Below are 21,694 nucleotides of genomic sequence, written 5' to 3'. Positions count from 1 at the left end.
CGGTTCGCGGGCCTCGCGGGTCAGATGGCGTTGATGACGCCGCCGTCCACTTGCAGTGCCGTGCCGTTGATGTACGAGGCCCGTTCGGAGCACAGGAAGGCGACGGCTCCCGCGATGTCCTCCGGCTGCCCGAAGCGGCCCACGGGAATGCCCGCCAGCTTACCGGCCGTGTAGGCCTGGCTGTCCGCCGCCAGGTCCTGGCCGCCCTTGAAGCGGTCGGTCATGATGCGTCCGGGCACGATGGTGTTGAGCAGTACGCCGTCGGCGGCCACTTCCTTGGACAGGTACTTGAACAGTCCGTTGACGCCCGGCCGGGTGGCCACCGAGGTCACCAGGTCGGGTATCGGTTCGCGCACCGCCCGCGATTGCACGGTGACCACGCGGCCCCAGCCGCGGGCGCGCATGCCGGGCAGCGTGCGGTTCAACAATCTGAAGGCGGCGATGACCGACATCTCGAAGGCGTCGCGCAGGTCCTGTTCGTTGATGGCATCGAAGCCGCCGCGCTTGGGCGAGCCGCCGATGGAAACGAGGATGTCGATGCCGCCGTGCCGGCGTTCGGCGGCATCGACCAGCGCGTCGATGTCCTGCGCCGAGGTCAGGTCCGCGGGGATGGCCGTGACGTCGCCGCGTGCCACGGTCCGGACTTCTTCGGCCGCCAGTTCCAGTTGCTGGCGTCCGCGCGCGCACATGACGACATTCGCGCCCTGGCTGGCCAGTTCCATCGCACAGGCCTTGCCTATGCCCTTGCTCGAAGCCGTGATCAATGCCGTGCGTCCCGCGATTCCCAGATCCATGGTGTCATCCTTGCGATGGGGTGGTTGACCGCGTGCCCGTCATGCCGACAGGCTGCGGTCCAGAAATGTGCGATCCCAGACGTCTTCCAGCCGCAGCGGCGGGCGCGAGCCGTCGGCATACAGGTCGATGACCCGTTGCACGCCGGCCGCGGACGGATGGGGCTGGCGCTGGAAGCGCCGGGAGTAGAAGTCGTGGACGGCCAGCGCCTGCGCCTGGTCCAGGAAGCCAAGGTGGCGCCGCATGCTGGCCAGGACGCGCTGCGGCTGGTCGATGAACAGTTCGATGGTGCGCACATAGGCGGCCACGGCGCGCTGCACGCGGTCGGGATGCGCCCGCGCGTAGCGCCGGGTGGTGGCGACGATGGGGCCCTGGAACCGCAGTTCCTGGCCCAGGTCGGCCAGGCGGTGCAGGCCGAAAGCGACCGAACCGGCAACGCCGTAGTCGGCGGTCAGCACGCCGGCGGCGACGCCGCCGTCCTGCAAGGCCCGGTAGATGGCGGGGTAGGTGCCCAGCTCCACCAGTTCCACGTCTTTGCGCGGCAGTGCCCATTTGTCCAGCATGGCGGCGGCGCTGACGCCGGTCTGGCCCGCGATGCTGAGCACGCCGATCTTCTGTCCGATCAGTTCGCCCGGCCCGCCGATGCGGGCGGCGCCGAGCAGGTACATGGCGTTGGTCTGCTCGGCCGCCAGCAGGATGACCGGGTCGTGTCCTTCATAGACCGCCTGCACCAGCGGCACGGCGCCGAATTCGGCCAGGTCGTATTCCCCGGCGACGAGGCCGCGCACGCCCTCGGGGCCGGCGGTTTCCTCGCGCGCGATGACCAGGTCCAGCCCCTGTTCGCGGAAGACGCCGGCATCGCGGCCGATGACGCCCAGGCTTTGCGCCGTCGAGCGCAGGCCCAGCGCCAGTCGCACGGTGGGCAGCGGCGTCATCGTCCGGCTCCGTCGAAGATCGCGACCGCGCAGCCGGTGTCCCAGGCCTCGATCGGCTCGTAGGCCAGCGTGCGGGGATGGCGGTCATGGGCCGCGCCCATGGCGGCCACCCACAGCCGCACTTCCCAGGCGCCGAAGCCCGCCTCGTCCAGCCGCGCGGCGGGAATGGACAGGATCGCGTCCAGGTCGCCCCGGTCCAGCATGGACAGGAACTCGCGGTCGAACGCCTCGTCCAGCCGGTCGGCCTCGGCGGCGCCGGGAGCGTGGGACAGTCCGCCCGAACCCAGCACGCCCACGCGCAGGCCGCTGGCGTCGATGGCGGCGCGGATGGCGCGGCCCAGCTCATGGCAGCGGGGCAGGGACATCAGCGGCGGCACCTGGCAGTTCATCATGACCCAGACGACCGGAACGTCGAACGCCGGCGTGACCAGCGAGAGCGGGACGATGACACTGTGCTCCAGTTCGGTCTGCGCGGCGCCCGCCGGTTCGATGCCCCGGCCATAGGCGTGCCGCATGATCAGGTCCGCCAGGCCCGGCGCGCCGGGAACGTCCATCCTGGGCACGCCCAGCCAGTCTTCCACCGGGCCGCTGTAGCGCTCATTCAGCGAGACACAGCAGGCGGGCATGTTGCCCATGAAGAAGTTGGAGAAATGATCGGGCGCGATCACCACCATCGCGTCCAGCCTGGCCCCGGAGGCCGCCGTCTTCAGGGTGGCGGCGGCGTCGAGGAAGGCCTGCCGCTGCGCTGCGGGGGCGGCCTGGGTGAAGGCGGCGATGCCGGGCGCATGGCTCATCGCCGCGGCGAATTCTAGGGATCCCATTCAAGCCTCGCTGTGGCCGTCGAGCCGGTAGTCGCTGGAGAAATGGCGGGCGCCCTTGAGCGGGGCCAGCGCGCGTTGATAGTCGGTGCGGGACAGGCCGGCCATGCGGGAGTACGGCGCGAGCAGCAGGGGATGGACGCCCATCAGGTAGAGCCCGGCCAGGTCCGCGCCGGCCAGGGCGTCGCGCTCCGCGTTGGTCAGGTCGGCATCCCGCAGCGCGGCGCGGGGATCCGTGCGCAGCAGGGCGGCCCGGGGCTTGTCGTGCTTGAGTTCGAAGATCACTCTCTGGACCGCGTAAAGACTCATGGCGCCACCCTGAAATTAATTAGATAGCAATCTAAATTGTTTGGTGTATAGTGTCAATCAACATCGGAGCCGGGAGGTACCCGTGAGCACGATTCACCCAGATGGTCATCCATGGCGGCCAGGCGCCAGCGAAAGCGCCGCCTTGTTGCGGGCCGGCCGGCTGGCCAGCGTGGAGCTGGTCGAATCCGCCCTGGAACGGATAGGGGCGGACAATGCGGCGCTCAATGCCATCGTCGCGCAGGTCGATGCGGAATCCCTGCTGGCCCAGGCCCGCGCCGCCGACCGGCGCTATGCGGCGGGCAATCCCGGCGGCGCACTGGACGGCATCCCGCTGACGGTCAAGGACAATCTCTGGGTGCGTGGGCTGCCGGCGACATGGGGCGTGGAGGCGCTGGCCGCCTTTGTTCCCGATCACGACGAACCGGTGGTGGCCCGCGTGCGCGAGGCGGGCGCGATCATATTGGGCAAGACCAACGTCCCGCCCATGGCGCTGGCGGCCACGACCGGCAACGGCGTGTACGGCCCGACGCGCAACCCGCTGGACCCGGCCATGACGCCGGGCGGCTCCAGCGGCGGTGCCGGCGCCGCGCTGGCGTCGGGCATGGGCGCGCTGGCGCTGGCGACCGACGCGGGCGGATCGATACGGCGGCCGGCGGCCTATACCGGCACCGTCGGCTTCAAGCCCTCGGCGGGCGCGGTGCTGTCGTCCTCCGGTTTTCCCCGCACGTCGCTGGATTTCCAGGTGGTCGGCCCCATGGCGCGGTCGGTGGAGGACTGTGCCCTGCTGGCCGCGGCGATCGCGGTCGACGGGTCGCGTCTTTCCGGAGCGGGGCAGGCGGCCCGGCCCGAGTCCTGGCTGCGCGCGCGGGCACAGGCGCGGCGGGCGCGCATCGTGGCCATCGTGCCGCCCGGGCAGGGGCAGGAGCCCGTGGTCACCGCGGCGCTGAACGAATGCGTGGAGCGCATGGCGCGCGCGGGCCATCGGGTCGTCTGGCAGCCGATGCCGTACTCGGTCGCGCAGGTCGACGCCTTCTGGCTGGAGCTCATTCCGCATGGCGTGCGCGCCGCCATCGACGAACTCGGCCTGGACGAGTCCGCGCTGCCGGCCGCTCTGCGGGATCTCGCGCGGCGTTCGTCGGGCCCGTCGGCCGTGGACGTGTACCGCACGACCGCGCGCCTGCTCGATTGGCGGCAGCGCACGCGCGCGCTATGGGCCGAGGCGGACGTGGTGTTGTCCCCGGCTTCTCCCTGTCTGGCCTGGCCGCTCGATGCGCCGTATCCGGCCACCATCGATGGCCTCGAGGCGTCGCCGCGGGCCGGCGCCCTGTACGCGACGTTCGCCAACGCGGCGGGGGCGCCGTCGATCTCGGTGCCCGTGCCGTGGCATGCCGGCATCGGCATGCAGTTGACCGGGGCGCCCGGCGACGACGCGCAGTTGCTGGCCTGGGCGTGGGAATGCGAGCAGGCGATGTTGGCATGAACCGGTTTTGGTTTTTCTCTTAATAAAACGTTAGCTATCTAATTGATTGTGATGGCCGGCGTCTTGTCCGACAAGGAGGAGAAGGTGAGCGACAAGCAGGATGGTTCCGAACTCGTCCGCGGCGTGCCGCGAGGGTTGGAGCGGGGACTCAGGAACTACTGGTATCCCGTGATGCAAAGCGAGGAGCTGCCCGCCGGCAAGCCGGTCGGCGTGCGGTGCCTGGACGAAGACCTGGTGGTGTTCCGCGACGGGGCCGGCGTGCCCGGCGTGTTGTTCGACCGGTGCCCGCACCGGTACGTGCGGCTCTCCAGCGGCCGGGTGCTGGATGGGCAGCTGCAGTGCGCCTACCACGGCCTGCGCTTCGATGGCACGGGGGCGTGCACGCTGATTCCGTGGGACACGGAAGCCGGCGCCGGCCAATTGGAGAAGGCGCGCGCCCGGTCCTATCCCTGTGCCGAACTGGGCGGCTACGTCTGGGCCTACATCGGCGACACCGACCGCTTCCCCGCGCCGCCCATCGAAACGTGCGTGCCGGAGGAACTCCTGTACCCCGACCGTTTCGTGCATTTCCGGCTGCCCACCGAAGAATGGGACGCGAACTGGCTGCTGGTGATCGACGGCAGCGATGCCTATCACGCCGTCACGCTGCACATGGAGTCGCAATATCACGAAGCCGTGGCGCGCTACCTGGGCGACGGGGAAGCGGGCGCCGCGCAGAAGCTGACGCCCCTGGAAGACCGGCGGGTGAAGATCGTCGAGACCGACGGCCATGGCCTGCGCGGCATCTCCGTGGACCTGGAAGGGAACATGCTGGACCACGGGCATGGCCTGGACAGGATCCAGGGCGAGCGCTTCAACCTGCCGGGCCTGGTGTCCAACGTGCTGCGGCCCAAGGCCGACGCCGCGCCCTATGTGTCGCGGCTGTTCCAGGTGCCCATCGACTATCACCGCACGCGGCTTTTCCGCTACGCGGCGTGGCGTGCCGACACGCCGGACGCGCGCGAGCGGCTGGCGCGGCATTTCGAAAGCGTGGTCAAGCCCAGACAGCTCAAGACCTCGGCCGAGGACCGCGAGATGGCGCGCGTGGCGGGCGATCTGGTGGAGTCCCGCGCGAACGAGATCCTGTTCGGTCCGGACCGCGACATGATCCGGATCAGGCGGCGTATTGCGGCGGCGTTCGAGGCACAGCAGACTGACGGTCTTCGCGCGCCCGCCGACGAGCCGACGCCCGCGCCGGCCACCTTGGTGTTTCCGGTCTGAGCAGGGTAGTGGCGGTACCGTCTGGCGGCGGCGGTCCTGGCGGACCGCCGGCCGTGTCTTCCGAAGTGCACCCGGCTGCCCGCAGGGGAGCCGCATGGCGTCTAGCAGAGGTGGAGCATGAAGAAGCTTGTGGCAGTCCTGGGAATGGGAATCGCGGCCGTGCTGGCCTGTCCGGCGCAGGCGCAGGGGTCCGCCGACTATCCGGCAAGAGCGGTGACGCTGGTCATGCCCTACAGCGCGGGGACGGGCATCGACACCGCCACGCGGGCGCTGGCCGAGAAGCTGCGCGTGGGGATGAAGGCGCCGTTCATCGTGCAGAACAAGGTGGGCGCGGGCGGCAACATCGGCAGCGAGTTCGTCGCGCGCTCGGCGCCGGACGGGTACACGCTGCTGGTGGTGGCCAACACGCTGGCCATGAACCCCAGCCTGTACAAGAACCTGCCCTACGACCCGGTCAAGGACTTCGCTTCCGTGGGACTGCTGTTCAAGGGGGCGATGGTGCTGGTGGCCTCCAGCAAGGTGCCCGCCCGCAACCTCGCGGAGTTCATTGCGGCCGCCGCGAAGGCGCCCGGCCAGTACAACTACGCGTCGTCCGGCGTCGGCACGCCGCAGCACCTGGCCATGGAACTGCTCAAGGAGGCGACGGGCATGAACATCGTGCACATTCCCCACAAGGGGGCGGGCGAAGCCGTGACGGCCATCGCCGGCGGGCAGGTGGAAGTGGGCTTCGTGCCCATCCAGTCGGCGCTGACGCAGATCGAGGCCGGCAAGATGCACGCCCTGGCGGTATCCAGCCCCGTGCGGCAGGCGGCCCTGCCCAACGTGGCGACGGTGGCCGAGTCGGTGGGCAAGCCCTTCGACGTCGATCTCTGGTATGGGCTGTTCGCGCCGGCGGGTACGCCCCCGGCCGTCGTCGACAGGCTGCATCGCCAGATGCAGGCGGCGCTGGCCGAGCCGGACATGCAGCAGAGCCTGAAGGCCCAGGGCATGACGAGCGCGGTCAGCACGCCGGCGGAGTTGAACGCGCTGGTACGCACGGACCTGGCGCGCTGGGCCCGCGTGATCGAGTCCCGCGGCATCGCTGCAAATTGAGGATCCCCTTCCACGCCTATCGTCTCAGTATGTGAGAAATTCCGTTGACGCCGGGTAACCGGCGCGGGATAGTTCGCCCAACAGGAATGACACGCCATGGGTGGAACGAAACAATGGAATTGGGCGCATCGCTGCATCATCTGCATTTGACCTCGCCGGACCCGCGGCGGCTCGCGGACTTCTATGCCCGCACGCACGGCCTGGCCGCCGGCGCGCAGGCCGGCCGCTGGGTGTGCGCGGCGCCGGGACGCACGCTGGTGCTGTCCGACGGGCCGGCCAACCGGCTGGAATACGCGCTGTTCGGCTTCGCGGACGCCGGCCGCTGGCAGGCCTTCAAGGACCGCGTCGGCGCACGGGCCACGGCCGAGGTGCCGACGCTGCCCGTGGCCTGCGATGACGCGCTGGCCGTGCGCGACCCCGACGGCAACCTGATCGTGTTCGCGCTGCGCCCCGGCGCGCCCGCGGGCGTGCCGGCCCGCGACGCGTTGCCCGGTGCCCATTTGCAGCACTTCGCGCTGCGCACCCTGGACCCCGCGCCCATGCTGGCCTTCTACGAAGGCGTGCTCGGCTTCACGCTGTCGGACCGCGTCCAGGACGACGAGGGCGTGCTGCGCGCCTGCTTCCTGCGCACCGAAAGCCTGCACCACGCGCTGGCGCTGTTCCGCGCCCCCGTGCGCTGCTTCGACCACCAGTCCTTCGAGACCACGTCGTGGGACGACATGAAGGCATGGGGCGACCATATGGCCTCCATCCGCGAGGCCATCGTCTGGGGCATCGGCCGCCACGGTCCCGGCAACGACGTGTTCTTCATGGTGCGCGACCCGGACGGCAACCTGGCCGAGATCTCGGCCGAGATCGAGGTCTGCCCGCCGGATCGCCCCGCGGGGGTGTGGGTGCACGAAGAGCGCACCCTCAACCTCTGGGGCAAGGCCATCATGCGCGATTGAGGCCATCGTGTCCGAACGCCTGCTGCGCATACTCGAATCCTTCGACCTCAGCCGCCCGGTGCGCAAGCCGGCCCAGCTCATGGACGAGCTGGGCGTGTCGCGCGCCAGCATCTACCGCGACCTGAAGGCGCTGGAGGAGGCCGGCCTGCTAGAACGGGTGGCCGACCGGGGTTATGCGCTGGGCCCGCTGATCGTCGAGCTGGACCGCCAGATCCGGCTGGCCGATCCGCTGCTGCAGGCGTCGGGCACGCTGCTGCGCAAACTGGCGGCCGAGACCGGCGGCACCGTGCTGCTGTGCCGCGTGCATGGCGACAAGGTCCTGTGCATCCACCAGGAGATGCCCTTGGACCCGGTGACGCCTGTCAGCTATGAACGCGGCCGCGCGATGCCCCTGTACCGGGGCGCGACCTCCAAGGTCATCCTGGCGCACCTGCCGCGCGCCGAACTGGAGCGGCTGTGGCACCGCGACCGCGCCACCATCGTCGCGGCCGGGTTCCCGTCCGGCCTGCAAGGCTTCCTGGCCGAGCTGGAGCCGCTGCGCGAGGCCAAGGCCTGCGTGACGCACAGCGAGGTCGACGCGGGCATGGCCGGCCTGGCGGTCGCCCTGCTGGACGGGCCGCGCGTGCTGGGCAGCCTGAGCGTCGTGATCCCGCTGGCCCGGCTGCCCGCGGCGCGCAGCAAGACCGTGTTGTCCAAGGTCTTCTCGGTCGCGTCCTCCATCGAATCGACCCTCGAAAACGAACGTCTGCGGGCTCGCAGCAAAAGATAGCAATCATGCACGCAACCTCCCACTATCCGGTCATCGTCCTCGGTGCCGGCCCGACCGGCTTGACCCTTGCGAACCTGCTCGGTGGCTACGGCGTCCGCACGCTGCTGCTGGAACGCAATGCCTCGACGGTGGACGAGCCCCGCGCGGTGTCGATCGACGACGAGAGCCTGCGGACCGCCCAGTCGGCCGGATTGATCGACGAGATCCTGCCGTCCATCGTCCAGGGCTACGGGGTCCATTACTTTTCGTGGTCCGGGCGCGAGTTCGCGCGTATCGAGCCGCAGTCGACCGAATACGGCTACCCCAAGCGCAACGCCTTCCGGCAGGCCGTGCTGGCGGCGCAACTGTGCGAGGGCCTGGATCGCTTTGCGCACGTCGAGAAGCGGTTCCGGCATGAGTTGCGGCGCTTCGAGCAGGTGGGCGACAAGGTGGTGCTGGAAATCGACCACGCCGGCACGCCGGTCACGCTGAGCTGCGACTGGCTGGTCGCGTGCGACGGCGGCCGCAGCGGCGTGCGCGAGCAACTGGGCATCCCGCTGTCGGGCGACACCTTCGCCGAGAAATGGCTGATCGTGGACCTGCTCGACCGCAAGACGCCCTTTCGCCATACCCGCACCTACTGCGATCCGGTCCGGCCGGCCATCCGCCTGCCGGGTCCGCAGGGCACGGTGCGCTACGAATTCATGCTCAAGGAAGGCGAGACCGCCGAGTACGTGCTGGACGAGGCCCGCCTGCGCGGCTGGATCCGCGAGCGCGAGCCGCTGGACGAGGGCCTGCCCATCGCCCGCAAGGTGGTCTACACCTTCCATGCCCGCCTGGCCGAACGCTGGCGCGACGGGCGGGTGCTGCTGGCGGGCGATGCGGCGCACCTGACGCCGCCGTTCGCGGGCCAGGGCATGAACAGCGGCCTGCGCGACGCCACCAACCTGGCCTGGAAGCTGCACGCCGTGGTGCAGGGGCGGTGCGGCCCGGCGCTGCTCGACACCTACGAGATGGAACGCAAGCCGCACGCCTGGGCGCTGATCGAGATGGCGATACGCATCGGCCGGTACATGCAGCCGAAGTCGCGCCTGGAAGCCATGGCCGCGCAATGGGCGCTCAAGCTGTGCAGCCTGTATCCGCCGGCGCGCGACTATGTGCTGCAACTCAAGTTCAAGCCCAAGCCGCGTTTCGGGGAAGGCTTCTTCGTGCCTTGCCAGGCGCCCGATACGGCGATCAAGGCGGGACAACTCTTGCCGCAGCCCCGCGTGGAATGGCCCGGCGGCCAGCGCCGGCTGCTGGACGAGGTGCTGGGCCCCGGCTTCGCCTGCCTGAGCCGGGCGGGCCAGCCGCCGGACCCGGAGCTCGAAAGCTGGATGGCCGGCATGGACGTCCGCCGGATCGAACTGGTGGCCGCCGAGGACGACTTCCCCTGGCCCGAGGCGCCGGAGCGCCTGGTCGTGCGCGACTGCGAAGGCGTCCTGACGCGGGTGATGGCCGAGGCCGGCGCGCAGGCCATGCTGGTCCGGCCCGATCGCTACGTGCTGGCCTTCCTGCAGGGCGGCAGGAACGATGCGGCGCCGCTGCGGGCGCTGCTGGACCGCTATCGGGCATAGCGGCAGGCCCCGCCGCCGCGGGGCTGTCTACCAGGCGATCTGGCTCATCGGGTCGCCGTCTTCCTCGCGTCCCCCCACCAGTTCTTCGGCGATCTGGTCCCGCACCCAGCGGTGCAGCGGGCTCAGGTGCGTGCGGACGTGCCAGGCCATCGCGAACTCGAATTTCGGCAGCGTATAGGGCAGCGGATAGCTCTTGAGCGTGGACATCATGCCGCGCGCCAGCGAGGTCGGAAACACCGAGACGAAGTCGGTGTTGCGCAGTACGCGCTCGGCCACGAGAAAGCTCGGCACCGACACGACGGTCTGCCGCGACAGGCCCATATCCTTCAGGATCTCGTCGGTGACGTCGTCGAACTCCCCGCCCAGGGGCAGCACGATCACGTGCCGCATGGCGACGAAATCCTTGAGCGTCAACTGCTTCTTCCGGTAGGGGTGGTCCCAGCGCATGGCGCAGACGAAGGTTTCGTCGTGCAGCGGGCGCACGTGCAGCCGGTCGGGAAAGGCCGAGCGGCGCGAGATGATGAGATCCACCTGGCCCGAGGCCATGTGCTGCTCGACGTCCGGCACCGTCGAGCGGTTCGCGGTGACGAAGCCTATCTGCACGCCCGGCGCCATATTGGCGAGATTGCCGAACCACTTGGCCAGCCGGCACTGGGTCGCGTCGTTGGTGCCGATCAGGATGCTGCCCTGCGCGGTCCTGGGATCGAAGTGGTCCGGTTGGACCAGCGTCCGGAAACCGTCCAGCAGTTCGGATAGCCGCGGGGCAAGCTCCAGCGCCCGCGGCGTGGGCGTCATCCCCCGGGCGCCGGGAATCAGCAGGGGATCGTCGAACATGCGCCGCAGCCGCACCAGTTGCGCGGACACGGCCGGCTGGCTGCTGTTGAGCTTGACCGCCGCCTTGGTGACGTTCAACTCGTTGAGCAGGGTCTCCAGGGTCAGGAGCAGGTTCAGGTCTACGCGGCCAACCATAATCCAATCCTTATGCCAACAATTCGGCTTATTGATTTCAATTATGCCTTCAAAAGGCGCAATATTCCTACACGGTCAATCAAGCAATTAGCACATACCCTTGATTCAGGCTGAAAGATCAACGAGAAAAACGGAGTTCATCATGAAGACCTTTGCATATACCGCCCTGATTGCCGCTTCCCTCATCGGCGCCGCCGCGCATGCCGACCAGGGCAACAACTACGGCAACGATTTTCCCCCTCCCGGGATCTCGACCACACATGAACTGACCCGCGCGCAAGTGCTGGCCGAACTGGCCGAGGCCAAGGCCAATGGCGGCATCGTCTACGGCCAGGAAGGCTTCCCCGACCAGACGGCCCAGCAGGCTTCGACGGTCAGCCGGGCCCAGGTGGTCGAGGAACTCAAGCGCGCCGAACTGGCCCGCCGCGCGGGCGGCCCGGGCGAATACCCGAACAACCTGTAAGCCACGCCGCGGCCCGGCCGGGGCCGCATCCCCGGCCGGGCCGCGTCTGACCAGATCCTGGAGTTCCCGTCATGAAAGCCCAAGTCTTTTCCTTTGCCGCCGCGGCGCTGATCGGCCTGGCAAGCGTCTCGGCCCATGCCGCGTCGGCCCGGCCGGACCTGCTGGGTTCGCCGGTCACCGTCCAGAGCGCCGAGCGCGCCATCGCGTTGAACGACGGCACGCGCTACGTCAACGTGCAGTACGGCGAAACCGTGCGCTTCGACGTCGACGGCAAGAGTTTCGCCGTGAAGTTCGACGGCATCCGCGGCGCGTTCGACCTGAACGACCTGGCACCCGCCGGCGTGCTGAACCACACCATCAGGGCCTACGTCAGTCCGTCCCCCCTGGACGAGCGCAGTCTCTGATTCCCTCCCGCACCGCGCCATCCCATCCGGACGGCGCGTAGCCCGCAGGCCATCCGCCTGCGGGCTTTTTTTACGCCGGACGGCTATTCGAAGCGATAGCCGATGTTCGTCAGCAACAGCGTGTCGGACTTCTTCACCCCAGGCTGCGGATTGCTCATGTAGCGGTTCGACAGCGTGACCTTGAGCTCGATCTTCTTCGTGATGGACGTGGTGATGCCGGCGTCGAACTGGATACGGTACTCGCCGCCGTCGCTGATGTTGGGGTAGAGCGCCAGGCGCTGGTTGAGCGAGGTCGTGTCCGAGATCATGTGGGTGGATTCCTCCCCCAACAGCAGTTCGGTCGAGTTGCGGGTCTCGGTGGTGAAGCGTTCGTGGTTGTACGCCAGGCCGGTGAATACGTCGAAGATCGTCTTCTCGGTCTTGATGATGTGCCGCCCGACACCGGCCGCGGCCACGCCGCGCATGTCCAGTTCCTGCAGCTTGTCGTGTTCGATGTCCAGCGAGCCGAAGCCGAAGGTGCGGTCGGTGATGTCGCGGTCGTACTTGCCGCCCATGCGCAGCAGGTTGGCGGTTTCGCTGCTGCTGCCGTTTTCCTTCTTGGTGCCGTAGAGCGCGGTCAGCGTGAAATTCAGGCGGTCCCGGTCCGTGGCGCGACCCGCGTTGGCGCCCAGGTTGAACGAGGTGGAGTCGGTGTTGCCGGAAGCCAGGCTGGCGCCGGCGTTGATGGAACCGCGCCACTTGCCGTCGGTTTTCAGCGGCGCCTGCGCCCAGGTTGGAGCGGCGGCCAGAGCGAAGGCCAGGGGGGCGATATGTCGGGTCTTGAACATCGATGCGTTCTCCTTATTGCACCAGGCCGCATGGCGCGCATGCGGCGGGACATCCTCAATGACGGGTTGCCATTCGGAGTGGGGTTGGACGAGTCCGCGGCCGGCTGGGGCGGGGCTCGAAGGGAGTGCGTCGCGAGACGCGGTCGGACACGGAAGCGCGGCGCGGCCGCGTTCCGGGTGGGGCGTGCCGCAATCAGGGCGCGCCGCCTGGGCGACGATGCGCCCAGGCGTCACCATACACCGCCCATGTGGCCGGTGCCAACGTAGAATGGCGTGATCGCTCATTCCGGCGCATGCCTTTTCGCTTCATGGATGTCATCGTTTCGCTCTGGGACCGGCTGGTGGCGTGGTTCACCGCCTCCGACACCCCCGCCCAGCTCGTGGTGTCGCTGGTGGTGCTGCTTGCCGCCATGTTCGCCACGCGCGCCACCACGCGCTATTACCGGGGCAAGGGCTCGGGCTCGACCGAGGAACGCCGCACCAGCTACCTGACCGTGCGCAACAGCATCGTCATCGTGACGATGCTGCTGATGCTGTTCATCTGGGGCGGCCAACTGCGCCATTTCGCGCTGTCGGTGGCGGCGCTGGCCGCGGCGGTGGCCATCGCCAGCAAGGAATACGTGATGAGCGCCCTGGGTTCGCTGATGCGCGCGACCCAGCGGACCTATGCGGTGGGCGACGTGATCGAGATCAACGGCATGAAGGGCGAGGTGCTGACCATCGATCTGTTCACCACCGCGCTGCTGGAACAGACGTCGTCGGGCCTGGTCACGGGCCGGGTCTGCCGTTTCCCCAACATGATGCTGCTGCTCAACCCCGTGCGCACGATCTCGGCCATGGGCACTTTCGTGCTCGAGTCGGTGCGGGTGCCGCTGGAGCCGGGGGACGACATTCCCGCGGCCCAGGAACGGCTGCTGCGGGCGGGCAGGGACGTGTGCGAGCCCTGGCTGGAACAGGCCGACGTGCATTTCCGCCACATCGAAGGCGCCTACCTGATCGCGCTGCCCGCCAGCGAGCCGCTGGCCGTGATCGAGCCGGTGGATCCCAAGCGGCTCGACGTGGTGCTGCGCTTTCCCTGCCCCAGCAACCGGCGCGTTCGCACGGGCCAGGAGGTGCTGGCCCACTACTACCGGCAATTGCAGGAGCGGGCGGCGGAAGGCTGAGCCCGGCGCTGTACACTGGCGCCTGTAGCGTCGTTCCCGTCATGACCCAAGCCACTTCTTCCCAAGCGGACATCCTCGTCGTCGGCACCGGCATCGCCGGGCTGGCCGCCGCGCTCGCGCTGGCTCGCCAGGGTTTGCGCGTGGGCCTGCTAGGGCCGCGCGCGCCCTTGCCGGCGCCCGAGGCGGACAGCTTCGATCCGCGCGTCTACGCGCTGTCGCCGGCCAGCCGCGACCTGCTGGCGGACCTGGGGATCTGGGATGCCCTGCCGGCCGAGCGCATCACCGGCGTGCGGCGCATGGAAATCCTGGGCGACCGGCCCGTCTGGGGCGATCGCCCCGGCCGGCTCGGGCTGTCGGCGTGGCAGGCCGGTTGCGACCACCTGGCCTGGATCGCCGAATCGCGTGAACTGGAGCGGGTCCTGCGGCAGGCCGTGCAGTGGTCCGGCATACGCTGGACCACGGAAGATTTCGTCGGGCTCGAAGCCGGGCGCGCCGCCGATGGCGTGACCCTGCGTACGTCCGGCGGCCAGGCCCTGCGGGCGCGGCTGGCGGTGGCGGCCGACGGGGCCGACTCGAAATTGCGCGAGGCCGCGGGGCTGTCCGCCCAGCGGTCGGCCTATGGGGCGACCGGCGTCGTCGTGCACCTGGGCGCGGAGCTGCCGCATCAGGAGTGCGCCTGCCAATGGTTCACGCCCAACGGCGTCCTGGCCCTGCTGCCCATGCCCGACACCCGGGACGGACCGCAGGTCTCGATGGTATGGTCGATGCCGGCCGCGCAGGCCGCCGCCCTGCTGGCGCTGCCCGAACCGGACCGCGCGCGGGCGCTGGAGACCCGGCTGGCGGCGGCCACCGGGGGCCGGCTGGGCGCGCTGCGCGTGCGCAGTCCGCTGTTCGGTTTTCCGCTGGTCTTGCAACACTGTCCCCAGCTTGCCCACCGCGGCGTGGTCCTGCTGGGCGATGCCGCCCATGTCGTGCATCCGCTGGCCGGCCAGGGCCTGAACCTTGGCCTGGGGGACGTGAAGGCGCTGGCGCAGGTACTGGGCGGCCGCGAGCCGTTCCGTACCGTCGACGATCCGCGCCTGCTGCGCCGCTACGAGCGGGCGCGCGCAGAACCGCTGCTGGCCATGCGCGCCGTCACCGACGGGCTGTTCCATCTGTTCGGCGCCCAGGCGGCGCCGGTCGCGTGGCTGCGCAACGCCGGGCTGGACCTGGTGGACCGCATGCCCTTGCTCAAGCGTATGCTGGTCAATGGCGCCTCGGGTACAGGAACTCGCGCCTGACGGGCGCGGTCCGATTGTTTAGGAGATTCGATGAAACGCATGCTGACTTCCCTGTTGCTGACCGCGGCCATGGCCGCGCCCGTGTCCATGGCGTGGGCGCAAGCGGCGAACAAGGGCGCCCCCACGACCGAGGAAGCGGTCAAGCAGCGCTTCGTGCAGCGTTTCGGCGAAGTGGGCGTCGAGGGCGTGTCCCGCACCCCCTACGGCCTGTACGAGGTGCGCATCGGCGGCGAGCTGGTCTACACCGACGAGAAGGTCAGCTTCGTGCTGGACGGCAACCTGATCGACGCCTCGACCCGCAAGAACATCACGCGCGAGCGCAAGGAACAACTGCTGGCCGTGAAGTTCGACGAACTGCCGCTGAACCTGGCCATCAAGCAGGTGCGCGGCAACGGTTCGCGGCGCATCGCCTTGTTCGAGGATCCCAACTGCGGCTACTGCAAGCAGTTGCGCCGGTCGATGGAAGGCATCGACAACGTCACCATCTATACCTTCCTCTATCCCATCCTGTCGCCCGATTCCACCGTCAAGTCGCAGGCGGTGTGGTGCGCGCCGGACAAGGGCAAGGCCTGGGACGAATGGATGCTGAACGGCAAGGCGCCCAAGGCCGCCAGCTGCGACGCGCCGCTCAAGGAATTGCTGGCCCTGGGCAAGAAGCTGCAAGTCACCGGCACCCCCACCATCATCTTCGGCGACGACACCCGGGTGGGCGGCGCGATTCCCGCCGAACGGCTGCGCCAGAAGCTCGATTCCCTGGGCAAGGCCAGCTAGCGTCGACAGGCCGGTCCGGCCCGGCCCCCGGCGTTCAATTGGGGCGCAGGCCCGCCTTGGCGATGAACCGGGTCCAGGTGTCCAGCTCGGACCGGATCAGCGTCCCGAATTCGGCCGACGTGTGAGGTTCGGCGGGCGTCATGCCCAGTTCGCGGACCTGCCTGAGTACCTCGGGCTGCGCCATGATGCGGGCCAGCTCGGCATGCCATTTGGCGATCACCGCGGCCGGCGTGCCGGCCGGCGCGACCAGTCCTTCCCACTCCTTCATCCTGAAGCCGCGCACGCCGCTTTCCTCCAGCGTGGGGACGTCGGGCAGCGTGGCCAGGCGCGTGGGGCTGGTCACCGCCAGCGCGCGCAGCTTGCCCGCCTTGACCAGCGGCACGGCCACCGACGAAGTGGCGAACATGGCCGAGACGTCGCCCGACAGCAGGCCCTGCACCGCCTCGGCCGGTCCTTTGTAGGGCACGTGCAGCATGTCCGCGCCGACGAATTGCGCGAAGCCTTCGCCGATCAGGTGCGCGGGGGAGCCGTTGCCGCCCGATGCGTAGGTCACCGTGCCCCGCGCGCCCCTGGCCCGCGCGATCAACTGGTCCAGCGTGGCGATGTCCGATCCTTGCGGCACGGCCAGCACGTTGTAGATCCAGACCAGGTTGGAGATGGGCGCGAAGGCGTTGGCGGTGTCGTAGGGCACCTTGCCGAACAGCGCGGGCAGCACCGTATGGGTCAGGAACATCATGCCCATGGTGTAGCCGTCGGGCTGGGCCTGCGCCACGGCGGCCAGCCCTATCATGCCGGTGGCTCCGGGCCGGTTCTCGACCACCACGGGCTGGTGCCAGGCCGCCTGCAGGCGTTCGCCCACCAGGCGCGCCAGCACGTCGGGCGGGCTGCCGGGTGGCAGGGGCACGATGATGCGCATCGGCCGGGACGGGTAGTCCTGGGCACAGGCCGGGCCCGAGGCCAGGGCGGCCGTCAGCAGGGCCGCGAATACGCTACGTAACAGGGGCATGGCTGGACACTCCGTGGAAGAGGCAACCGGGGCGGTCTCAGGCGGCGGCCGAGACCGGGGGCAGGAAGACGACGTCGTACTCGCGGGCCGTCCGCACGACCTCGGCGGGGTTCGACATATTGTGGATGCGCTGGTAGAGCTCGACCAGCTTGCCGGAGGGGGCGGCCCAGAACAGCGCCGTCGCGGGCGCGCCGGAGTTGTTGTAGAAGGCGTGCGGGATGCCGCGCGGCATGCGCACCAGGTCGCCCGCGCCGGCGGTCTGCCTGCTGCCGTCCAGGATGAGGTCGATGCGGCCGGCCAGCACGAAGATGTATTCGTCCTGGTGGGGATGCACGTGCGGCGGCACGAAGGTCTCGACCGGGAAGGTGGCGTGCCACGAGAAGCTGTCCTCGGACATCTGCTTGGGCACGTACACCTGGCCGAGGATGTTCCACGACACGCCGTCGATGCCGGTGTGGGCGCGGGTGATGGCGGGGGTTTCGTTCCTCATTGCGGGACTCCCTGCTTGCCCGTCAGGCGATCGAGGGTCGATCTGACGAGCGGGTTGGTGGACGAGAACCGGGGCTTGAACGACTGCCGGGCGCGGGCCAGGTCGTCTTCGTCCCAGTAGCCGATCAGGATGCCGCCCTCGGAGATGCGCGGCTGGACTTCCACCGATTCGATCGCGGCGTCCGGCACGGTCACGCGCTGGCGGGGCCGCAGCGCCCAGCGGAACAGGGCCTCGTGCAGGCGTTGCCGTGCCTGTTCGTGTTCGGGGGCCTGCGAGGCGCCCAGGTCCACGAACTCGTCGGGGTCGGAAGCGAGGTCGAACAGCATGGGCCGGTAGCCCTCGAACACCACGTATTTCCAGCGTCCGTCGAAGATCATGCGCATCCAGGCGTCGCGCGGGGCGGTGCCCAGTTCGATGCGGGCGTCCTGGAAGGCGTAGTCGTATTCGCACACCACTTCGCGCCGCCAGTCGGCCGGGCGCTGGCCGAACAGCAGCGGGCGCAGCGAACGGCCGTCCATGACGTGGGGCACCGGCGCGCCGCCACAGACGTCGAGGAAGGTGGGAGCCAGGTCCACCGCCTCGACCAGGTCGGCGCAGCGGGTGCCGCGCGTGGCGTCGGCGCGGGGGTCGGGGTCGTACACGATCAGCGGCACGCGGATGACCGGTTCGTGGAACAGGTCCTTTTCCCCCATCCAGTGGTCGCCCAGGTAGTCGCCGTGGTCGGAGGTGAACACGATCATGGTGGAATCCATCAGGCCCGCTTCCTCCATGAACGAGAACAGCACGCCCATCTGGTCGTCGATCTGCTTGATCAATCCCATGTAGGCGGGGATCACCGCCTCGCGCACGCCGTCCTGCGAGAAGGTGCGCGACACGCGGTGCTTCATCATGGCGGCGTACACGGGATGCGGATCGCGGCGTTCGGCCTCGCTGCGCACCACCGGCGGCACGTCCTGCGGGCCGTACATCGAGGCGTAGGGCTCGGGCACGATGTAGGGCCAGTGCGGCTTGATGTACGACAGGTGCAGGCACCAGGGCTGGTCGCCCGCTTCCCGCATGAAGTCCATGGCCCGCCGGGTCATGTAGGGAGTTTCGGAGTGCTGCTCGGGTACGCGCGCGGGCAGCCGCGAATACTTCAGGAACCAGCCCGAGCGCGCCTGTCCGTCGCTGTCGGTGCCGGTGTTGGCCCAGGCTTCCCAGGGGTTGTCGCCGTCGCAGCCGTTGCGCCGCAGGTAGTCGCTGTAGGCGGGGTCGGGGTCGTGGCCCGAGTAGGGGTGGATGCCGTCGTCGCGCTCGTAGGGGTCGAAGCCGCATTCGCCTATCCGCACGCCCACCGTCGAATCCGGGTCTATGCCCAGGCGGGACATGCCGGCAAGATCGGCGCGCATGTGGGTCTTGCCCACCAGCACCGAGCGTACGCCCAGCGGCCGCAGGTGGTCGCCCATGGTCATTTCGCCGGCCTTGAGCGGCACGAAGTTCCAGCTCGCGCCATGGGCCTGGACGTAGCGCCCGGTGTAGTAGCTCATGCGCGAGGGGCCGCAGACCGGCGACTGCACGTAGGCCCGTTCGAACAGCATGCCGCGCGCGGCAAGACGGTCCAGGTTGGGGGTCATCAGGCGTTTGTGCCCATAGCACGACAGGTAGTCGGCCCTGAGCTGGTCGCACATGATGAAGAGAATGTTCTTCACGCGCTTGGACAATTGCGACTCCCGGAGTAAGGTTTGGCCGTTCTCGTTACGGGCCATCCTAGGCTTCGCGGCGCGGACATGCTCTTCGCTTTTTTTGATATCGATTACTTGGGGTTATCACCCTCCGGACGATGCGCCTCCAACAATTGCAGCTCCTGCTCGTGCTGGCCCAGACCGGCAGCCTGCGCGCCTCGGCCGAGATGCTTCACGTCTCGCAGCCGGCCCTGACCAAATCGCTGCGCCAGCTGGAAGACGAGTTCGGGACCACGCTGGTGCTGCGCACCGCCAAGGGGGTGCGGCTGGCGCCGGCGGGCGAGATGCTGGCCGCCCGCGCCGCTACCGTGATGCGCGAACTGGGGCGCGCGCGCGAGGAGATCGCCTGGCACACCGAGCATGCCCAGGCCAGCGTCACCGTGGGGCTGTCGCCCGGCGGGGCCATCCTGCTGGGGCCCGGCGCCCTGGCGCGCTTCCGGGCGCGCTGGCCGCAGGTGCGCATACGGCTGGTCGATACGCTGTATCCGCGCATGTTCGCGCAATTGCGCGCCGGGGAACTGGATCTGGCGATCGGGCCGCTGCCGGTGGAAGGCGCGCGGCGCGACCTGGCGATCCATCCCATCTTCACGAGCCGGAACCTGATCGCCGCCCGCCGCGGCCATCCGCTGGCGGACCGCACCCGGCTGGCCGATCTTGTCCAGGCCGCTTGGGTGCTGACGGGGCCGGCGGGCGGGCCGGGCGACCCGCGGCGGATGGACTTCGAGTCGCGCGGGCTGCCCGCGCCCGACGTGCGCCTGGAGTGCGAGTCGTTCTCGACGCTGCTGGCCATCCTGCCGGACCTGGACATCCTGGGCGTCGTGCCCGAGGGATTCTTCCAGCGGCATGGCCCGGCGATGAATCTCGTGGCCCTGCCCATCGCGGACGACCTGCCCGCGACCACCATCCACCTGGTGGCGCGGGCGGACGCGCCGCTGACCGTCCCGGCCCAGCGACTGTACGAAGCGTTCGAGCAGGAGGCGCGCGGCCTGCGCGCCGACGTGCAGCCGGCGCGCGTCCGGCGGCGCAGGGCTTAGCGCGCCGGCGCGGGCACCCCTTCGTTCTTCGGCCACAGCACCCACAGCCGGGTCGGCTGCTTCATGCGGCCGGCCATTTCCCCGGCCTCGTCGCCGAATCCCCAGAACAGATCCACCCGGGCCGGGCCCTTGATGGCCGTGCCGGTGTCCTGGGCCAGGGCCACGACGTTCATGGGCTGGCGCGAGGCCGGCTGGGTGGTCGACAGGAACACCGGGCTGCCCAGCGGCACGATGGACGGATCCACGGCCAGCGAACGATGCGGCGTCAGGGGCAGCCCCATGGCGCCGCGCGGGCCTTCGGACGGATCGGCCACGGCTTCCTCGCGGAAGAACACCACCGCCGGGTTGGCGTTGAGCATTTCCTTGACGCGCGCCGGGTTGCGCTGGGCCCAGGCCCGGATGCCCTGCATCGAGGCCTGCGCCGGCGTCAGTTCCCCCTTGTCGATCAGCCATTTGCCGATCGACACGTAGGGATGGCCATTGTGGTCGGCATAGGCCACGCGTATGGTGCTGCCCTGGCCGGGGCCGGTGTCCAGCACCGCGCGGCCCGTGCCCTGGACCTGCAGGAAGAAGGCGTCGACCGGGTCATTGACCCAGACGATGGCGGGCGGCTGGCGCTCGGGGCGTTCGATCTCGCCTCGGGTGTCGTAGGGCACGACGCGCCTGCCGTCCAGCTTGCCCCGCACGCGCTTGCCCACCAGCTCCGGATACAGGCCGCCCAGGTCTATGGTCAGCAGATCGGCCGGGACCGCGTAGAGCGGCCACTGGTAGGCGCCGCCGCGCTCGCGCGAGGCGTGGACCAGCGGCTCGTAGTAGCTCGTGGCCAGGCCGGAGGCGATTTCGCTGCCCGGACCTCGCACCGACCAGGGCTGCAGCCAGTGCTCCATGAAGGCGCGCACCTGGTCGGCCGCGGGCGTGGGCGGCAGTTCGCGCGCGGCGGCGCAGGCCTGCTGCCAGGCATAGGGGTCGGCCATGGGCGGGGCGGTATTGGAGACCGGCCGGCCGGTGCGCAGGATGATGGACCGGCAGTTGGCCAGGAACGGGCGCCAGACGGCCTCGACCGTATCGGTCCGCCAGCCGGGCAACTGCTGCCAGGATCCGCGCACGAAATGCTTGCTGCTCTGCAAGGCCGGTTTGCTGGCGGGCCGGGGGACGGGCGCGGGCAGCGGCCGGGCGCTGTCGGGTACGGGGGCCGGCGCAGCCGTGGCCGGCGGGGCGGTCACGACGGGCTGGGACGGCGCCGTGCCCGCGTCCGGCAGGGGCTGCACCGTGCCGGACGGCTGCGCGCATCCGGCCACCGCCGCGGCCAGCGCGAGCGCGGGCAGGGGGAAGCGGTTAAATTGGCGGTAATGCCAGTTTCTGGCAATGAACTCGCGAAGGGACATTATGTGGTTGCTCCTGCTGGAAGCGTTCCTGGCGCTTTCCATACTCATATTTATCGTGGTGTGGACCATGCGAGGCAGGCGGAATCCGCCGGCTGCGCGCTCCGCGCATCCTCCGGCCGAGCCGGATCCATCGCAGCCCGGATCCCCATCGTCGCAGCCCGGAAGGGATGCCCGGGAGCAGTAG

Annotated in this window: 22 protein-coding genes; 12 read left to right on the top strand and 10 right to left on the bottom strand. The window is 69.4% G+C overall.

Translation table 11 applies throughout. The annotated features are described in order from the left end of the window. Window positions 1-20: 20 nt before the first annotated feature. From EV675_RS00235 to EV675_RS00220, 4 genes are read right to left on the bottom strand one after another with little or no spacing between them, the layout of a single operon-like run. Window positions 21-794 (bottom strand): SDR family oxidoreductase, encoded by a 774-nt coding sequence (locus tag EV675_RS00235; protein WP_130355443.1) that lies wholly within the window; start codon window positions 792-794, stop codon window positions 21-23. A 39-nt stretch (window positions 795-833) separates the two neighbouring features. Beyond that, window positions 834-1,727 carry an ABC transporter substrate-binding protein gene (locus tag EV675_RS00230; protein ID WP_130355442.1) on the bottom strand — a complete coding sequence of 298 codons (894 nt, stop codon included), beginning with the start codon at window positions 1,725-1,727 and terminating at the stop codon, window positions 834-836. Further along, window positions 1,724-2,548 carry a DODA-type extradiol aromatic ring-opening family dioxygenase gene (locus EV675_RS00225; RefSeq protein WP_130355441.1) on the bottom strand — a complete coding sequence of 275 codons (825 nt, stop codon included), beginning with the start codon at window positions 2,546-2,548 and terminating at the stop codon, window positions 1,724-1,726. Before EV675_RS00225 ends, EV675_RS00230 begins: the two co-directional genes overlap by 4 nt. Next, window positions 2,549-2,854, bottom strand: a complete 306-nt coding sequence (locus EV675_RS00220; protein WP_130355440.1) for a hypothetical protein — start codon at window positions 2,852-2,854, stop codon at window positions 2,549-2,551. Window positions 2,855-2,936: 82 nt separating this feature from the next. On the opposite strand from EV675_RS00220, the gene EV675_RS00215 reads away from it, so the two are divergent. The 6 genes from EV675_RS00215 (at window position 2,937) to EV675_RS00190 (ending at window position 9,997) form a co-directional block, all read left to right on the top strand. Next, on the top strand, window positions 2,937-4,334 hold the full coding sequence (locus EV675_RS00215; RefSeq protein WP_165404342.1) for an amidase: 1,398 nt from the start codon (window positions 2,937-2,939) through the stop codon (window positions 4,332-4,334). Between the two features lie 84 nt (window positions 4,335-4,418). Then, the gene (locus EV675_RS00210) at window positions 4,419-5,594 is read left to right on the top strand and encodes an aromatic ring-hydroxylating oxygenase subunit alpha (protein WP_165404341.1); all 1,176 of its coding nucleotides are present in this window, start codon (window positions 4,419-4,421) and stop codon (window positions 5,592-5,594) included. A gap of 117 nt (window positions 5,595-5,711) precedes the next feature. Next, window positions 5,712-6,686, top strand: a complete 975-nt coding sequence (locus tag EV675_RS00205; protein ID WP_130355437.1) for a tripartite tricarboxylate transporter substrate binding protein — start codon at window positions 5,712-5,714, stop codon at window positions 6,684-6,686. Between the two features lie 113 nt (window positions 6,687-6,799). After that, the gene (locus EV675_RS00200; RefSeq protein ID WP_130355436.1) at window positions 6,800-7,633 is read left to right on the top strand and encodes a VOC family protein; all 834 of its coding nucleotides are present in this window, start codon (window positions 6,800-6,802) and stop codon (window positions 7,631-7,633) included. A 7-nt stretch (window positions 7,634-7,640) separates the two neighbouring features. Further along, a complete protein-coding gene (locus tag EV675_RS00195; RefSeq protein WP_242621289.1) occupies window positions 7,641-8,402 on the top strand; it encodes an IclR family transcriptional regulator in 762 nt (253 codons plus the stop codon). Between the two features lie 5 nt (window positions 8,403-8,407). Next, on the top strand, window positions 8,408-9,997 hold the full coding sequence (locus tag EV675_RS00190) for a bifunctional 3-(3-hydroxy-phenyl)propionate/3-hydroxycinnamic acid hydroxylase (RefSeq protein WP_130355435.1): 1,590 nt from the start codon (window positions 8,408-8,410) through the stop codon (window positions 9,995-9,997). Window positions 9,998-10,024: 27 nt separating this feature from the next. Here EV675_RS00190 and EV675_RS00185 read toward each other — a convergent pair whose 3' ends face one another. After that, the gene (locus EV675_RS00185; RefSeq protein WP_130355434.1) at window positions 10,025-10,966 is read right to left on the bottom strand and encodes a LysR family transcriptional regulator; all 942 of its coding nucleotides are present in this window, start codon (window positions 10,964-10,966) and stop codon (window positions 10,025-10,027) included. 142 nt (window positions 10,967-11,108) lie between these two features. On the opposite strand from EV675_RS00185, the gene EV675_RS00180 reads away from it, so the two are divergent. After that, window positions 11,109-11,429 (top strand): DUF4148 domain-containing protein, encoded by a 321-nt coding sequence (locus EV675_RS00180; RefSeq protein WP_130355433.1) that lies wholly within the window; start codon window positions 11,109-11,111, stop codon window positions 11,427-11,429. Between the two features lie 71 nt (window positions 11,430-11,500). Next, window positions 11,501-11,833, top strand: a complete 333-nt coding sequence (locus EV675_RS00175; RefSeq protein WP_130355432.1) for a CzcE family metal-binding protein — start codon at window positions 11,501-11,503, stop codon at window positions 11,831-11,833. Between the two features lie 83 nt (window positions 11,834-11,916). Here EV675_RS00175 and EV675_RS00170 read toward each other — a convergent pair whose 3' ends face one another. Further along, a complete protein-coding gene (locus EV675_RS00170) occupies window positions 11,917-12,660 on the bottom strand; it encodes a DUF481 domain-containing protein (protein WP_165404340.1) in 744 nt (247 codons plus the stop codon). Between the two features lie 308 nt (window positions 12,661-12,968). On the opposite strand from EV675_RS00170, the gene EV675_RS00165 reads away from it, so the two are divergent. Genes EV675_RS00165 through EV675_RS00155 form a run of 3 tightly spaced genes read left to right on the top strand, consistent with a single transcriptional unit; the run spans window position 12,969 to window position 15,874 of the window. Next, entirely contained in the window at window positions 12,969-13,823 is an 855-nt protein-coding gene (locus EV675_RS00165) for a mechanosensitive ion channel family protein (protein ID WP_165404339.1), read from the top strand. A gap of 41 nt (window positions 13,824-13,864) precedes the next feature. Next, window positions 13,865-15,103, top strand: a complete 1,239-nt coding sequence (locus tag EV675_RS00160; RefSeq protein WP_130355429.1) for an FAD-dependent monooxygenase — start codon at window positions 13,865-13,867, stop codon at window positions 15,101-15,103. Window positions 15,104-15,133: 30 nt separating this feature from the next. After that, entirely contained in the window at window positions 15,134-15,874 is a 741-nt protein-coding gene (locus tag EV675_RS00155; protein ID WP_130355428.1) for a DsbC family protein, read from the top strand. 34 nt (window positions 15,875-15,908) lie between these two features. On the opposite strand, the gene EV675_RS00150 is transcribed toward EV675_RS00155, so the two are convergent. Genes EV675_RS00150 through EV675_RS00140 form a run of 3 tightly spaced genes read right to left on the bottom strand, consistent with a single transcriptional unit; the run spans window position 15,909 to window position 19,070 of the window. Beyond that, window positions 15,909-16,880 carry a Bug family tripartite tricarboxylate transporter substrate binding protein gene (locus EV675_RS00150; RefSeq protein ID WP_130355427.1) on the bottom strand — a complete coding sequence of 324 codons (972 nt, stop codon included), beginning with the start codon at window positions 16,878-16,880 and terminating at the stop codon, window positions 15,909-15,911. Window positions 16,881-16,917: 37 nt separating this feature from the next. Next, window positions 16,918-17,370, bottom strand: a complete 453-nt coding sequence (locus tag EV675_RS00145) for a cupin domain-containing protein (RefSeq protein WP_130355426.1) — start codon at window positions 17,368-17,370, stop codon at window positions 16,918-16,920. Next, window positions 17,367-19,070, bottom strand: a complete 1,704-nt coding sequence (locus tag EV675_RS00140; protein ID WP_278044750.1) for an alkaline phosphatase family protein — start codon at window positions 19,068-19,070, stop codon at window positions 17,367-17,369. Before EV675_RS00140 ends, EV675_RS00145 begins: the two co-directional genes overlap by 4 nt. Window positions 19,071-19,189: 119 nt before the next feature. Here EV675_RS00140 and EV675_RS00135 point away from each other — a divergent pair, with 119 nt between their 5' ends. Further along, on the top strand, window positions 19,190-20,125 hold the full coding sequence (locus tag EV675_RS00135; RefSeq protein ID WP_130355424.1) for a LysR family transcriptional regulator: 936 nt from the start codon (window positions 19,190-19,192) through the stop codon (window positions 20,123-20,125). On the opposite strand, the gene mltA is transcribed toward EV675_RS00135, so the two are convergent. Continuing rightward, on the bottom strand, window positions 20,122-21,510 hold the full coding sequence (mltA, locus tag EV675_RS00130; RefSeq protein WP_130355423.1) for a murein transglycosylase A: 1,389 nt from the start codon (window positions 21,508-21,510) through the stop codon (window positions 20,122-20,124). The genes EV675_RS00135 and mltA overlap by 4 nt on opposite strands. Window positions 21,511-21,694: the final 184 nt, after the last annotated feature.

This window comes from Pigmentiphaga kullae (assembly GCF_004216695.1).
Lineage (GTDB): Bacteria > Pseudomonadota > Gammaproteobacteria > Burkholderiales > Burkholderiaceae_B > Pigmentiphaga > Pigmentiphaga kullae.
The sequence above is the reverse complement of the archived record's forward strand: the minus strand, read 5'-3'. Positions and strand labels throughout refer to the sequence as shown.